The organism is Maricaulis parjimensis (genome assembly GCF_016817355.1).
Classification (GTDB): Bacteria; Pseudomonadota; Alphaproteobacteria; order Caulobacterales; family Maricaulaceae; genus Maricaulis; species Maricaulis parjimensis.
In genome coordinates this window covers 17540-31611 of record NZ_JADOTT010000006.1, presented here as the reverse complement: position 1 = coordinate 31611, position 14072 = coordinate 17540, and the positions used below count along the sequence as shown (strand labels likewise).

The window sequence follows — 14072 nt, the reverse complement described above, 5'->3', positions numbered from 1 at the left end:
TCTGGTGAGTGCGCGTATCCTTGTTGTCGATGATCAGGCTGCGAATGTGCGCCTTCTCGAGGCGCGGCTCCAGGCTGAGTATTTCGATGTCTGCACGGCCAGCGATGGTTTCGAGGCGATCGAAGTCGCCCGCTCGCAACAGCCGGACCTGATTCTTCTCGATGTGATGATGCCACGCATGGACGGGTATGAGACCTGTGCCAAGCTGAAGGCTGATCGTCATACCCGCCACATCCCGGTTGTCATGGTCACCGCACTCGACCAGCGCGAAGACCGGATCCGCGGCCTGGAGTCCGGCGCGGATGATTTCCTGACCAAGCCGATTGATGATGTTGCCCTGTTCGCCCGGGTGCGCAGCCTTCTGCGTCTGAAAACCCTGCTGGACGAACTGCGCCACCGCGAATCCAGTGCCGCCTTTTCAGAGGTGGATGCGGACATCGTCGAGGAGCAGACCGAAGGGCATCACGCCATCATCGTGTCTGCAGATCCGCGTGCTTCCAAGCGCTATGAGTCGGCTCTGCCGGCGGGCGTGGCGGCCAGCTGTTTCACGGACCCGGCGCAGGCTGTTGCCGCCGCCCGGGCCGGTGCGGACCTGCTCATCGTCGATCTGACATCGCCCGATTATGACGGGCTTCGCCTGTGCGCGCGCATCCGTTCGGATGCCGAGACGCGCCAATTACCGATTCTGGCCGTGGTCAGCACGGATGATGTGCCCAAGGCTGTCCGGGCCCTCGATCTCGGCGTGAATGACATCATTCACCGTCCGGTCGATGCGGGTGAGTTGAATGCCCGGGCGCGCACCCAGCTGCGCCGCAAGAGCTATGCGGACCGTTTGCGCGCTTCCCTCGACCACAGTCTGGAAATGGCTGTCACCGATCCGCTGACCGGCCTGCATAACCGCCGCTATATCTCCTCACGCCTGCGCCAGGCGCTGGCCGGGGCCAATAATGGCGGTGCGCCGGTTTCCGTGATGATCGCGGATATCGACCATTTCAAATCGATCAATGACCTCTATGGCCATGAGGCCGGGGACCATGTCCTGCAGGGGTTTGCCAAACGCATGCAGAGCGCGCTGCGCGCCCTCGATCTGGCGGCGCGTTATGGCGGTGAGGAATTCCTGGTCGTGATGCCGGGTGCCGGCATGGCCGAGGCCCAGATCGCCGCCGAGCGGCTGCGGGCCGGCGTGGCGGACGAGGCTTTTGTGCTGGAAGACGGCACCGACATCGCCGTGACGGTGAGTATCGGTCTGGCCCAGGCCCAGATCGGCGAGAGCTTCGAGAGCCTGCTGCGCCGCGCGGACACGGCCTTGTATGCCGCGAAACATGATGGCCGGAATCAAGTTCAGGCCGCGGTAGCATCCGCGGCCTGACTGAAGGCTTATTGCCTGAAACCGTTCAGTGAAGCGCGATAAATCGCGCCATCGACCTACTTGATTTTGGCTTCCTTGAATTCGACGTGCTTGCGCGCGATCGGGTCGTACTTCTTCAGCACGAGCTTCTCGGTCATCGTACGCGCATTCTTCTTGGTCACGTAGAAGTAACCCGTATCAGCCGTGGAGTTCAGGCGGATCTTGATGGTTGTCGGCTTCGCCATGGCTCTGGTCCATAAAACTTGGTGCGCACACGGCCCTGTGCCGTCGCGGGAGCGCGCGAACATACGCATGCAGGGTACGAAGTCAACTCCTGACAGCGGTCAGTCAGCCTGCCGTGTCAGGCTCCGCAGACCCACGATCAGGACATAGCTGCCGGAGATCGCCGCAAGCGTCACGAGCAGGCCCCAGGGACCCATCATGTCCATGGCGCCACCGGCTATGGGCGGGCCTGCGAAACTGCCCAGTCCATAGGCAAAGATGAAGGCCGCATTGGCCGGCGCGATGGCGCCGCCGGAGAAGCGCTCACCCAGCAGTGAAAGGCCGACCGAATACATGCCGCTGGCCATGCCGGCCTGCAGGAAAACAAGCATGAGCAAGAGTGCGAGGTTTCCACTGCTTAGCCCCATCGCAAGGGGAGACAGGGTGGTGAAGGCCGCGATCCAGAACAGGGTGGCGCGCCGGTTCGTCTTGTCGGCGATCCAACCCAGCGGGATCTGGAAGGACAGTCCGCCCAGGGCGGCTGCCACCATGAGCGCACCGATCAGGGCGTGCTCCAGCCCGATCCGGTCGCCATAGACGGGCAGGAGCGAGAAGGCGAGGGTTTCAAGGGCCCCGAAGGCCAGGCCCGCGAGAATCGCCGCAGGGGCCGAACCTGCGGCCTTGAGGATGGCTTTGATGGAAGAGCCTTCCTCGTCCGGCGGTACTGCCTGGGGCCCCTTCAGCAGGGTCACAGGGAGAATGCCGGCCAGGAAGATCAGCGCGCCCAGCCAGAAGGCCGTGTCCGCCATGGGGTCGAGTGCCGCGAACAACAGCCCGCCGACGCCGAACCCGCCGGCGAGGGCCGTGCCGTAAATGCCCAGCATCAGTGCCCGTCTGTGCGGCGAGACGACTTGGTTGATCCAGCTCTCCGAGATCACGAAGACCAGGGTCATCAGGCAGCCGACGATAAAGCGCAGGACGAACCAGGCTTCCACGCTCACGAAGACCGGGAAAAGCAGGAAGAGGGCGGCGGCACAGGCCAGGCCCAGGCTCAGCAGATAGCGCGGCTTGGCCAAGCGCATGATGCGCGGCATGACCGGCGCCATGACCAGAGTGGAAAGCGCTGCCGCGGCACCGTTCAGGCCCACGACCAGCCCCGACCCTGTCATGTATTCCAGCCGCAATGAGATCAGTGGCATCGACAGGCCGAACACGATCCCGCACACGGCGGCACAGCAGATCGCGGCGACAAGCGCGCGGGTCTGGCCATAACGGATATCGGTCAGCAGGGCGAACATGGCAGCGAGCTATAGCCCCGCTTTTCTGCGCCGTCTCGCTCAGGCGGCAGGCGGGTGGGTTTCGTCTGTGTTCGGCGCCGTTTCGGCCTGCCGGCGCATCTGGCGCAGGGCAAGCCATTTCATCGCGAAGCCGAAAGCCAATCCCCCCAGACCGTAGAGCGGCACGTGAAGCACAAGTGTCGGGAGGAAGGCCTGGCCCTGAAGCACGCTGAACACCGTCATGACAATGATCATGATCAGCCCCCAGGGCAGGCCCAGCGCCAGGGCGGGATGGTTGCGGATCAGGCGGGCGAGGAGATGGGGCTGCGCCATGTCAAAGCGCCTCCAATACCATCTTGCCATGACGGGCACGCATGCAGCGCGGCGTTTCCGGGGCGGGCGGCAGGACACGGCCCAGCTCATCGAGCACGAAATGCGTCACGAAGGGCAGGTCCAGATCGCGGGTCTCGGCGAGCGGCACCCATTGCACGTCTTCCAGTTCGGGGCTGGGTGAGGGCGGGCGGTCGTCGAACAGGACACCGGCATCGGCGGTGAAGAACCAGGTATCGAAGCGGCGCGTCCGTCCCGGCGGGGTTATGGCACGGGTGATGAGTTTCAGCCCGCCCAGATCCGGTGCCGCCCTGTGCTTGCGGAAGGGCGACCAATTGGCATGGCGCGAGCGCACTTCGCCCTCCCGGGCAATCAGCAGACCGGTTTCCTCGGCGGTTTCGCGCACGGCCGCTGCGGCCGCGGCTCGGGCGCGCTGAGCGGGGAGGGTGCGGGACATGATGTCCAGCACTCGTGGGTCCAGATCACGGGCATAGGGCGCTGTCAGGTCAGCCCGGTCCACCCGGCCGCCCGGGAAGACATATTTGTTCGGCATGAAGACATGCTTGGACGAGCGGCGCCCCATCAGGACTTCCACCGTGTCGGCCACAGGGCGGGTCAGGATCAGCGAGGCCGCCAGTTTGGGGCGCATGGGTTTGACATCGCGGCTGCGCGTTTCATCACTCATCGGCGGCGCCCCTTCTTGCCCTTCCAGGGCTTGCCGGAGCGGCGGCCACCCGGCGGTCCGCCATGGCGGAAGCGGGATTTCGGTTTCGGGCCTTTTTCGCCGGGCGTCAGGATGTCCAGCAGGAGGCCGCCTGTAATGGGCTGGGCTTCCTCCACGCGGACCGTGACAGACAGGCCCAGACGGAAGCGCGTACCGGTTTCCAGACCGACCAGCGCGTGTTCGGCCTCGACATGTTCGAAGCGTTCCTGGCCCAGCGTGCTGATCGGCACCAGACCGTCCGCGCCGGTCTCGTTCAGGCGCACGAACAGGCCAAAGCGTGTCACGCCGGTAATGCGGCCACCGAACTCCGTACCGACCTTGTCGGCGAGGTAGAGGGCGATATAGCGGTCCACGGCATCGCGCTCGGCTGCCATGGCACGCCGCTCGGCATGGGTGATCTCCTCGGAAATCACCTCCAGCTTGGAGCGCTCTTCATCGGACTGCCCGTCGGAGCCCAGATTAAGAGCCCGGATCAGGGCACGGTGAACGGTCAGGTCGGCATACCGGCGGATCGGTGAGGTGAAGTGGGCATAACGGTCCAGATTAAGGCCGAAATGGCCCTGATTATCCGTGTCATAGACGGCCTGGGACTGGCTGCGCAGGACGACCTCATTGATCGTCTCATAATGCTCGGACGCTTTGGCTTGCTTGAGCAGCTGGTTGAAGCGTCCCGTCTGAAGGCGTTCGCCCCGTGTCCATTTCAGGCCGACAGTGGGCAGATAGGCGGCCAGGCCCTCGATCTTTTCCTTCGAGGGCTGTGGGTGGACCCGGTAGATCAGCGGTGTGTTGTGCTTTTCCAGCGTCTCCGCGGCACAGACATTCGCCTGGATCATGAATTCTTCGATCAGCTTGTGGGCATCGAAACGTTCGCGCACCTCAACACCGATCACCTTGCCGTCCGGACCGACCCGCACGCGGCGTTCCGGAGCATCAATTTCCAGCGGTTCACGGCGGGCCCGGGCTTCGCGTACCGCGAAATAGGCGCCCCAGAGCGGTTTCAGGACTTCGTCCAGCAAGGCATTGGCTGGTCCGCCATCGCCCCCATCAATCGCTGTCTGGGCCTGGGTGTAGGAGAGTTTCGCCGCCGACTTCATCCAGCCGCGCAGGAAGCGGTGGGAGGTTTTATTGCCCTGGCTGTCGAACACCATGCGCACGGCCATGCAGGGGCGTTCTTCCAGCTCACGCAGGGAGCATAGATCATTGGACAGGCGTTCCGGCAGCATCGGCACGACCCGGTCGGGCAGATAGACCGAATTGCCGCGCTTGAAGGCCCCACGGTCCAGTGCGCTGCCCGGCGTCACATAGGCGGCCACATCGGCGATCGCGACGATGACCTGCCAGCCACCTTCATTCTTCGGATTGTCGTCCGGTGCCGCCCAGACAGCATCATCATGGTCCTTGGCGTCGTCCGGGTCGATCGTGATCAGGGGCAGTCCACGAAGGTCCTCGCGGTCCTTCATCTTGGCGGGTTTGACCGTATCCGCCTCGCGCTGTTCGGTTTCCGAGAAACCCTGCGGCACGCCGTGCGAATAGAGTGCGATCAGGCTGCCGGCACCGGGGCCGGACACATCGCCGATCACTTCGACGATCTCGGCCGTCTTGAGGCCGTGGCGGCGTTCGCGGGCGATCTGGCAGAGGACGAGATCGCCATCCTCGGCCTTGTCGGCTTCACCGCGGGCCGGGACCATTTCATGGCGCGAGCGCCGGTCAACGGGCACCAGGCGCATCGGTCCGGAAGCCGGTTTGCGCAGGACGCAGAGAATCTTGTGGGCGCTTTGGCCCAGACGTTTGATCAGCCGGGCCTCGTACCCGCCTTCTTCGTCGGGTGAGAGGCGGACCAGCGCCTTGTCGCCAATACCCAGGGCGGTCTCGCCCTTGCCGCCGGCTCCTTCGCCGGGCGCCAGCCGGATGCGCGGCGCCGCGCGGTCAGCGCGCACAGGCGTCGCCAGCAATTCGCCATCCGTGTCCCGGTCGGTGATCTCGACGACGGTAACGGCGGGCAGGGTGCCGGCCAGAGTGTAGGACTTGTCGCTATTTCGGGTGATCGCGCCCTCGGTCTCGAGGGCGGAGAGGGCGTCTTTCAACGCCCATTTCGCTTCTGTCCCCTTGAGCTTGAGGGCGCGCGCAATCTCGCGTTTGCCGAACTGGCCTTCGCCCAGCTTGATAGCCTCTATGACCGCCTCGCGCAGGGAGCCGGCGTCTGATGTCGGTTCGCCGGCCATCCTGGCTACTCCGTCTCCGCCTTCTTGCTCGCGGCGGGCTTTTTGGCAGTCGTCTTCTTGGCGGTTGTCTTTTTCGCGGCGGTCTTCTTTTTGGCGGGGGCCTTTTTCTTGGCCGGCGCCTTCTTCTTGCCGCCCTTGGCCGCCTTGGCCTCGACCCATTCCATGGCCTGTTCCAGCGTCACGCTTTCCGGATCCGTGCCCTTGGGCAGGGTGGCATTGACCTTCTCATACTTCACATAGGGCCCATAGCGGCCCGACATGATGCGCACGGGCTTGCCGTCATGCTCGCCTAGCTCTTTGAGCGCGGTTGCCGTGGAGCCGCGGCGGCCGCCATTGGCGCGCTTGTCGGCAATCACCGAAACGGCGCGGTTCAGGCCGATCTCGAAGACTTCCTCGACTGTCGGCAGGTTCGCATAGGTCTTTTCGTGATGAACATAGGGACCATAGCGGCCGATATTTGCCGTGATGGGCTGGCCGTCATCGGGGTGTTCGCCGACCAGGCGCGGCAGGTCGATCAGCTGGATCGCCTGGGCCTCGGTCAGCTCCTTGGCGTCCCAGCCCTTGGGGATCGAGGCGCGCTTGGGCTTGTCTTCGCCCTCCAGCTCCATCTCCAGATAGATACCGAAACGGCCATCCTTGAGCACGATCGGCTTGCCGGTTTCCGGGTGGATGGCCACCTGGCCATCGCCCTCGATCTTCGGTTCGGCATCCTGTTCGCCCATCTGGCGGGTGAATTTGCAGTCCGGATAGTTGGAGCAGCCCAGGAAAGCGCCGAACTTGCCCAGACGCAGGGAGAGCGTGCCTTCGCCACAGGACGGGCAGAGGCGCGGATCCGTGCCGTCTTCCTTTTCCGGGAAGATGTGCGGGGCCAGGGCCTCGTTCAGCGCGTCGAGGACCTCACCGATCCGCAGATCGCCGATCTCGTCGACGGCCGCACGGAATTCGGTCCAGAAATCACGCAGAAGCTGTTTCCAGTCCAGCTCACCGGCGGACACCTTGTCGAGCTGGGTCTCCAGCCCGGCCGTGAAGTCATACTCCACATAGCGGGCAAAGAAATTCTCCAGGAAAGCCGTGACCACACGGCCCTTGTCGAGCGGATGGAAACGGTTCTTCTCCATCTGCACATAGTCGCGATCCCGCAGGACCTGCAGGGTGGAGGCGTAGGTCGACGGGCGGCCAATGCCCAGCTCTTCCATCCGCTTGACCAGCGAGGCTTCGGTGAAGCGCGGGGGCGGCTGGGTGAAGTGCTGGTCCGCATAGGTCTTGCCGGCTTCGGCCGACACGCCCTGCGTCACCTTGGGCAGGCGGGTCTCGCCTTCATCTTCCTCATCATCGCGGCCTTCCTGGTAGAGGGTCAGGAAGCCGTCGAACTGCAGGACCGATCCGGTGGCACGCAGGCCGGTCTTCTGGTCGGACGAGGCAATTTCGATCGTTGTGCGCTCGAAGCGGGCGCTTTCCATCTGGCTGGCCACGGCACGGCGCCAGATCAGCTGGTAGAGGCGCGCCATGTCCTCATCCAGGCTTAGCGTTTCCGGCAGGCGCGAGAAGGAGGTCGGGCGGATGGCCTCGTGGGCCTCCTGGGCGTTCTTGGCCTTGGTGGAGTACATGCGGGGGCTGGCAGGCACATAGAGCGAGCCATGCTCCTTGCCGATCACATCGCGGGCCTGGCTGATCGCTTCGGGCACCATGGAGACGCCGTCGGTCCGCATATAGGTGATCAGACCGGTCGTCTCACCGCCGATATTGACGCCCTCATAGAGTTTCTGCGCCGTCTGCATGGTGCGGGTGGCGGAGAAGCCGAGCTTGCGGGCCGCTTCCTGCTGCAGGGTCGAGGTGGTGAAGGGCGGCGGCGGATTGCGCTTGGCCGGCTTGGCCTCGACCGAGGCAATCGACAGATCCGCCGACTTGATCGCCTCGACCGCGGCATTGGCCATGGCGCGGTCCTTGATGGAGAGCTTCTGCAGCTTCTTGCCATCCAGGGTGACCAGTTTGGCGCGGAACGGATCGGAGCCGGCCGTGATATCGGCATCGACGGTCCAGTATTCCTCGGCCCGGAATTTCTCGATTTCCAGTTCCCGGTCGCAGATCAGGCGCAGCGCGACCGATTGCACGCGGCCGGCGGAGCGCGACCCGGGAAGCTTGCGCCACAGGACCGGGGACAGGGTGAAGCCCACCAGATAATCCAGCGCGCGTCGGGCCAGGTAGGCATTCACCAATTCCATGTCGACGGCCCGCGGATGTCGCATGGCTTCCTGCACGGCCTGTTTGGTGATCGCGTTGAAGGCGACACGTTCGATCACGACATCCTTGAGCACGCGGCGCTTGGTCAGCGCTTCCAGCAAGTGCCAGGAAATCGCTTCACCTTCGCGATCCGGGTCAGTCGCGAGGATGAGCCGGTCGCTCTCCTTGACCGCATCGGCGATGGCTTTCACCCGTTTCGTGGAGGCCGTGTCGACCTCCCATGCCATGGCGAAATCCTCGTCCGGCTTGACCGATCCGTCCTTGGGCGGCAGGTCGCGCACATGTCCGAAACTTGCCAGAACCGTGTAATCCGACCCGAGATATTTGTTGATGGTCTTGGCCTTGGCCGGGGATTCTACGACGACGACATTCATCGGCAATTGCGTCCAGACATGAGGTTAGGGGCCGCCGGGCGGCAGCCAAGGCGCGCGAAAGTGTTCGAGGGGCAAGGTTGTGTCAACCGACCAGAAGATTCCAGCCCATCGCGCAGGACAGGCGTGGAAAGTGTCGGAAATCAGCGTCCCGGTGCGACGGCGAAGCAGGCTTCGCGGCGGGCGGACAGGTCTTCGCAGGCCTGACGGGCTTCGTCTTCCGTCAGCGATTCGAAGCGGGCCCGCCACAGTCGGCTGCCATTGATATCAACGGAACGGGCTGCGGGCTGGGCCTCGTTGAGCGCGAGGGAGAATGTCGTGACCCGGTCTAGCTGGTCCCGTGCCTGGTCGGCGGAATTATAGGCGCCCACCTGGACAGACCAGGCGCCGCGCAGCAGGGAGGGATGCTCGACCTCGGTATTCATGTCGGAAAGGCGCGGCTGGTTCATTTCGTCCTCGTCGGCTAGGACGATGCGGACGGGCGGAGCGGGCTGGCTGGAACCCATTTCGGTCGGCTCGGCCAGGTGCAGGGCGGCGACGTCCATGGCGATCAGCTCCTGTTGGCGCATCGGGCTGACACGCGGCGAGGAGAGGGCGGCGAACAGGCGGGTATCCTCACGCTGTTCCAGCGTGTCGAAGGCGGCTTCCAGCAGTTCCTCGGCATGGGCGTCGCGCGCTGCAGCACTGGGGCCGCCCATCACAACGGCCACGATCCGGTGGTCACCACGCTCGGCCGAGACCACGACATTGAAGCCGGAGGCCCGGATATAGCCGGTCTTGAGACCGTCCACGCCTTCGACGCGGCCCACCAGCGAGTTGTGATTGCGGTAGGTCCGGCCGTTATAGGTGAAGCTTTCTTCGTCGAAATAGTGGAAGTATTGCGGGAAATCCCGGTGCAAGGCGATGCCGAGGCGGGCCATGTCGCGGGCCGTCGTGGTCTGGCGCCGGTCGGGCAGGCCGGAGGCGTTGCGGAATACCGTCTGGGTCAGGCCCAGCTCGCCGGCCCGTTCCGTCATCAGCGTGGCGAAGCGGCTCTCACCGCCACCCAGGCGTTCACCCACGGCAATGGCGACATCATTGGCGCTCTTGATCACCAGGGCGCGAATCGCGGTTTCCACGGTGATCGTGTCGCCGGCTTCCAGCCCCAGTCGGGAGGGCACCGCATTGGCGGCGTTGGCTGACACCCGGATCTGGTCCTGCAGGCCGATTTCCCCGGATTCCAGGGCATCAAACAGCATGTAGAGCGTCATCATCTTCGTCAGGGATGCGGGATAGCGGCTGGCATCGGACCGGCGGGAATGCATCACCACGCCTGTTGTCTGGTCGACAACGAAGGCCGCATAGCGAGACGTATCGGCATGCACGGGTGCGGCCGGGACGCACCAGGTCGCCAGCACCAGAAAACCTGCAAGGATGAAACGCGAAAAGCCAAGCATGGCTGCAGTGTGCCAAGCCGCTTATTGCCAGCCGGTTAAGCCTGTCTCATAGGGCATGAGCGAAAAATTGTGCGCCGCACAAAAATCCCTTGACCCTGCCCGGGGTGGGGCGTATGTATTGTGCGACTGCGAAGAGCGGTCGCAACAAAAGTTAGATCGATGAGCGACGTCAAAACGACCCCGGCCGAAACGGAAGCGCCCGCAGCGAAAGCTGCCAAGGCTGCACCGAAGACGGTCAAGGCGACGGTCAAGAAAACACCGGCGGTGAAGTCTAAGGCCCCGGCGAAGAAGAAAGTGGGCAAACCGGCGGAGCCCAAGTTGAAGACCGCCACTCCCCAACCGGCATCCAAGCCTGCACAGGTCTCGGTTGCCCCCACTGAGATGAGCTTTGACATGAACCAGACCATTGAGAGCATGACCGCCGCGAGCAATGAAGCGCTCAAGGAAGGTTTTGAGAAGACGCTGAAATCGGTCACCGAAGCCAGCAACTTCCAGAAAGAAACCGTGGATGCCCTGATCGCCTCGGCCACCGTGGCCGGCAAGGGTATCGAGACCGCCAACGCGAACGCCGTCGCCTATGCGAAATCGCTGATGGAAGAAGGCGTCACCGCGACCAAGGCTTTTGCCTCGGCCAAGTCGGTCCAGGAATTGTTTGAAATCCAGTCTGAGTACACCAAATCCGCCGTCGACAGCTACCTTGCTGAGCTGAACAAGACGTCCGACCTGTTCTCCGACCTGGTGAAGGATTCGCTGAAGCCGCTCAACGCGCGCGTCATGGCGGCCATGGAACTGGCCCAGCCGCACTAAGGCTTCAGCAAACGAGTTTTCCTCCCCGACTGGGCCCGGTGATCGTCACCGGGCCCTTTTTTTTGGGAATGATGATTCTTGGGGCGGTGGGTCGCCCAGGCGTCTGACGGGACACGTTCGGCCGGCTTTGAGCGCGCCGTGTCTGCCGTCGTTTTGCGCCCGCTCCAGTTTTCTGGATGCTGACGGCGCTGTCCTCCCCGACCGGGCCCGAAGGTGATCCGGTGGATCCCTCACAAAATGTGGGGGCCCCTTCATATGTCCTTCCGCACGAAACGGGAAGAAAGAATTTGTCCGGCGTGCTATATTTTTGATCTCGACCGGTTTGCAGCCGGGGTCTTTCCAATGAGCGGGCGCACCCCCATCTCTGTTTGAGAGCCCGTGAGTAATATTCGAGCACGATTAAAATATGACCGATAAAAATCAAGAAGATAACGGAATTGAGGAAGGTGCGGGCCTCGCTACGAAGACGCGTCCGGCGACCAAGAAACCTTCGCTTTACCGTGTTCTCCTACTCAATGATGACTACACGCCAATGGAGTTCGTGGTCGAGATTCTCGTCCGCATATTTCGAAAAACTCCCGAGGATGCCGCGAGAATCATGCTCCATGTTCATCAGAACGGTGTCGGCATGTGTGGCGTGTACACGTATGAGGTTGCCGAGACAAAGGTAGCCCAGGTCATGGACGCTGCACGGCGGGCCCAGCACCCGCTCCAGTGCACAATGGAAAAGGAGTAGAGTGGTGCCATCTTTCTCTTCAGACTTGGAAGACAGCCTGCACCGCGCTCTGGGTTACGCCAATGAGCGTGGACACGAATTCGCGACCCTGGAGCACCTCCTGCTTGCGCTCGTGGACGACCAGGATGCCAGCGCCGTCATGAAGGCCTGCGAAGTCGATCTCGACGAGCTTCGCGCCACGCTGACCGAATATGTCGACAACGAATTGTCCGAGCTCGTCGTCGATGATGACGAGGATGCCAAGCCGACGGCCGGTTTCCAGCGCGTCATCCAGCGCGCCGTGATCCACGTCCAGAATGCCGGACGTGAGGAAGTCACCGGGGCGAATGTTCTGGTGGCGCTGTTCGCCGAGCGCGAAAGCCATGCCGCCTACTTCCTCGCCGAGCGCGACATGACCCGCTATGACGCGGTGAATTTCATCTCGCATGGGATCGGCCGCAAGCCGGGCGCTTCCGAGGAGCGCGCTGTGCGCGGGACCGAGGAAACCGAAGAGCCGGCCAAGGATGGCGATGCGCTCTCCGCCTATTGCGTCAATCTCAACGAGAAGGCCAAGAAGGGCGAAGTCGATCCGCTGATCGGCCGCGATGCCGAGGTGGAGCGTTGCATCCAGGTCCTGGTGCGCCGCCGCAAGAACAATCCGCTCCTGGTGGGTGATCCGGGCGTTGGCAAGACCGCCATTGCCGAGGGTATCGCCCGCAAGATCGTCGAGAAGGAAGTGCCCGACGTTCTGGCCGGAGCGACGATCTACTCGCTCGACATGGGCTCCCTGCTCGCCGGCACCCGCTATCGCGGTGATTTCGAGGAGCGCGTGAAACAGGTCGTCAAGGAACTCGAGGAAAAGGACAATGCCGTCCTCTTCATCGACGAGATCCATACGGTGATCGGGGCCGGTGCCACCTCCGGCGGTGCCATGGATGCCTCCAACCTGCTGAAGCCGGCGCTTCAGAATGGTGGCCTGCGTTGCATGGGCTCGACGACCTACAAGGAATATCGTCAGCACTTCGAGAAGGACCGGGCCCTGGCGCGGCGCTTCCAGAAGATCGATGTGGCCGAGCCGTCCGTGCCGGATGCCATCAAGATCCTGCAGGGCCTGAAATCCTATTTCGAGGATTTCCACGATGTCCGCTTCACCAATGAAGCGCTCAAATCGGCCGTGGAATTGTCGGCGCGCTATATGGGCGACCGCAAACTGCCGGACAAGGCGATCGACGTGATCGACGAGGCCGGGGCCCAGATGCGTCTCCAGCCCGTGTCCAAGCGCAAGAAGACGATCGGCGTCAAGGAAGTGGAGAATGTGGTCTCGACCATGGCCCGCATCCCGCCGAAGACCGTCTCCAAGGATGACGAAACCTCGCTGAAGAATCTGGAGACGGATCTGAAGCATGTCGTCTTCGGTCAGGACAATGCCATCGACCAGCTGGCGACGGCGATCAAACTGTCCCGTGCCGGCCTGCGTGAACCGAACAAGCCGATCGGCTGTTACCTCTTCTCCGGCCCCACGGGTGTCGGCAAGACCGAGGTCACGCGTCAGCTGGCAGATATCATGGGTGTGGAACTGCACCGGTTCGACATGTCCGAATACATGGAGCGCCATGCTGTTTCGCGGCTGATCGGTGCGCCTCCGGGCTATGTCGGTTTCGACCAGGGCGGTCTGCTGACCGATGCGGTCGACCAGCATCCGCACTCCGTGCTGCTGCTCGACGAGATCGAGAAGGCCCACCCGGACCTGTTCAACATCCTCCTGCAGGTGATGGACAATGGCACGCTGACCGACTCGAACGGCAAGAAGGTCGACTTCCGCAATGTCATCCTGGTGATGACGACGAATGCGGGGGCCGCCGATGCCCAGAAGGAAGCCATCGGTTTCGGCCGTGGCAAGAAGACGGACGAGGCCGATGCCGCCGTGGAACGCCTGTTCACGCCGGAATTCCGCAACCGTCTGGACGCGATCATTCCGTTCGCCCCGCTGGCTGCCGACACGATCGGCCGCGTGGTCGAGAAATTCGTCCTGCAGCTGGAGGCCCAGCTGATCGATCGCGGCGTGACCTTCGAACTGACCCCGGATGCGACGGCCTGGTTGTCCGAGCGTGGCTATGACAAGCGTTTCGGCGCCCGTCCGCTCTCGCGCGTCATCCAGGAGCACATCAAGAAGCCGCTGGCGGACCAGATCCTGTTCGGTGAGTTGAAGAAGGGTGGGCTTGTGAAGGTCGATGTGGACCCGGCCGACAATGACCGGCTCGACTTCCACATCACACCGGGCGACCGGCTCCTGCCGCGCAATTCCAAGAAAAAGGACAAGAAGGAAGAGGTCTGATCCTCACCTTCGATCCCTGAAAAATGAAACGGCGCCTCTCGGGG

The 14072-nt window shown here is 63.2% G+C and carries 11 protein-coding genes; 4 read left to right on the top strand and 7 right to left on the bottom strand.

Annotated elements, in window-relative coordinates; all coding sequences use genetic code 11:
• Positions 1–4 precede the first annotated feature (4 nt).
• Positions 5–1369, top strand: coding sequence for a PleD family two-component system response regulator (locus tag I0K07_RS11065; RefSeq protein WP_203293368.1), 1365 nt, complete (start codon positions 5–7; stop codon positions 1367–1369).
• A 56-nt stretch (positions 1370–1425) separates the two neighbouring features.
• On the opposite strand, the gene rpmG is transcribed toward I0K07_RS11065, so the two are convergent.
• The 7 genes from rpmG to I0K07_RS11030 all read right to left on the bottom strand — a co-directional run bounded on the left by rpmG (position 1426) and on the right by I0K07_RS11030 (position 10171).
• Complete coding sequence (gene rpmG, locus I0K07_RS11060; protein WP_203293366.1) at positions 1426–1593, bottom strand: 50S ribosomal protein L33; 168 nt, start codon at positions 1591–1593, stop codon at positions 1426–1428.
• 99 nt (positions 1594–1692) lie between these two features.
• Entirely contained in the window at positions 1693–2868 is a 1176-nt protein-coding gene (locus I0K07_RS11055) for an MFS transporter (protein WP_203293364.1), read from the bottom strand.
• A gap of 39 nt (positions 2869–2907) precedes the next feature.
• Positions 2908–3180: a hypothetical protein gene (locus tag I0K07_RS11050; RefSeq protein ID WP_203293362.1), complete on the bottom strand. Its 273-nt coding sequence runs from the start codon at positions 3178–3180 to the stop codon at positions 2908–2910.
• A 1-nt stretch (position 3181) separates the two neighbouring features.
• The gene (locus tag I0K07_RS11045) at positions 3182–3862 is read right to left on the bottom strand and encodes an NUDIX hydrolase (protein ID WP_203293360.1); all 681 of its coding nucleotides are present in this window, start codon (positions 3860–3862) and stop codon (positions 3182–3184) included.
• Positions 3859–6123 carry a ribonuclease R gene (gene rnr, locus I0K07_RS11040; protein ID WP_203293358.1) on the bottom strand — a complete coding sequence of 755 codons (2265 nt, stop codon included), beginning with the start codon at positions 6121–6123 and terminating at the stop codon, positions 3859–3861. Before rnr ends, I0K07_RS11045 begins: the two co-directional genes overlap by 4 nt.
• A gap of 5 nt (positions 6124–6128) precedes the next feature.
• A complete protein-coding gene (gene topA / locus I0K07_RS11035) occupies positions 6129–8738 on the bottom strand; it encodes a type I DNA topoisomerase (protein WP_203293356.1) in 2610 nt (869 codons plus the stop codon).
• 140 nt (positions 8739–8878) lie between these two features.
• Positions 8879–10171, bottom strand: coding sequence for a D-alanyl-D-alanine carboxypeptidase (locus I0K07_RS11030; RefSeq protein WP_203293354.1), 1293 nt, complete (start codon positions 10169–10171; stop codon positions 8879–8881).
• Between the two features lie 159 nt (positions 10172–10330).
• Here I0K07_RS11030 and I0K07_RS11025 point away from each other — a divergent pair, with 159 nt between their 5' ends.
• From I0K07_RS11025 to clpA, 3 genes are all read left to right on the top strand, one after another.
• The gene (locus I0K07_RS11025; RefSeq protein WP_238934798.1) at positions 10331–10978 is read left to right on the top strand and encodes a phasin family protein; all 648 of its coding nucleotides are present in this window, start codon (positions 10331–10333) and stop codon (positions 10976–10978) included.
• A gap of 406 nt (positions 10979–11384) precedes the next feature.
• Positions 11385–11714 carry an ATP-dependent Clp protease adapter ClpS gene (clpS, locus tag I0K07_RS11020; protein ID WP_203293352.1) on the top strand — a complete coding sequence of 110 codons (330 nt, stop codon included), beginning with the start codon at positions 11385–11387 and terminating at the stop codon, positions 11712–11714.
• A gap of 4 nt (positions 11715–11718) precedes the next feature.
• A complete protein-coding gene (clpA, locus tag I0K07_RS11015; RefSeq protein ID WP_203293350.1) occupies positions 11719–14028 on the top strand; it encodes an ATP-dependent Clp protease ATP-binding subunit ClpA in 2310 nt (769 codons plus the stop codon).
• Positions 14029–14072 lie beyond the last annotated feature (44 nt).

Excerpts from the sequence above, each read along its gene's own strand:
- rpmG (WP_203293366.1), bottom strand. The coding sequence starts at position 1,593 with ATGGCGAAGCCGACAACCATCAAGATCCGCCTGAACTCCACGGCTGAT.
- I0K07_RS11055 (WP_203293364.1), bottom strand. The coding sequence starts at position 2,868 with ATGTTCGCCCTGCTGACCGATATCCGTTATGGCCAGACCCGCGCGCTT.
- I0K07_RS11050 (WP_203293362.1), bottom strand. The coding sequence starts at position 3,180 with ATGGCGCAGCCCCATCTCCTCGCCCGCCTGATCCGCAACCATCCCGCC.
- I0K07_RS11045 (WP_203293360.1), bottom strand. The coding sequence starts at position 3,862 with ATGAGTGATGAAACGCGCAGCCGCGATGTCAAACCCATGCGCCCCAAA.
- rnr (WP_203293358.1), bottom strand. The coding sequence starts at position 6,123 with ATGGCCGGCGAACCGACATCAGACGCCGGCTCCCTGCGCGAGGCGGTC.
- topA (WP_203293356.1), bottom strand. The coding sequence starts at position 8,738 with ATGAATGTCGTCGTCGTAGAATCCCCGGCCAAGGCCAAGACCATCAAC.
- I0K07_RS11030 (WP_203293354.1), bottom strand. The coding sequence starts at position 10,171 with ATGCTTGGCTTTTCGCGTTTCATCCTTGCAGGTTTTCTGGTGCTGGCG.
- I0K07_RS11025 (WP_238934798.1), top strand. The coding sequence starts at position 10,331 with ATGAGCGACGTCAAAACGACCCCGGCCGAAACGGAAGCGCCCGCAGCG.
- clpS (WP_203293352.1), top strand. The coding sequence starts at position 11,385 with ATGACCGATAAAAATCAAGAAGATAACGGAATTGAGGAAGGTGCGGGC.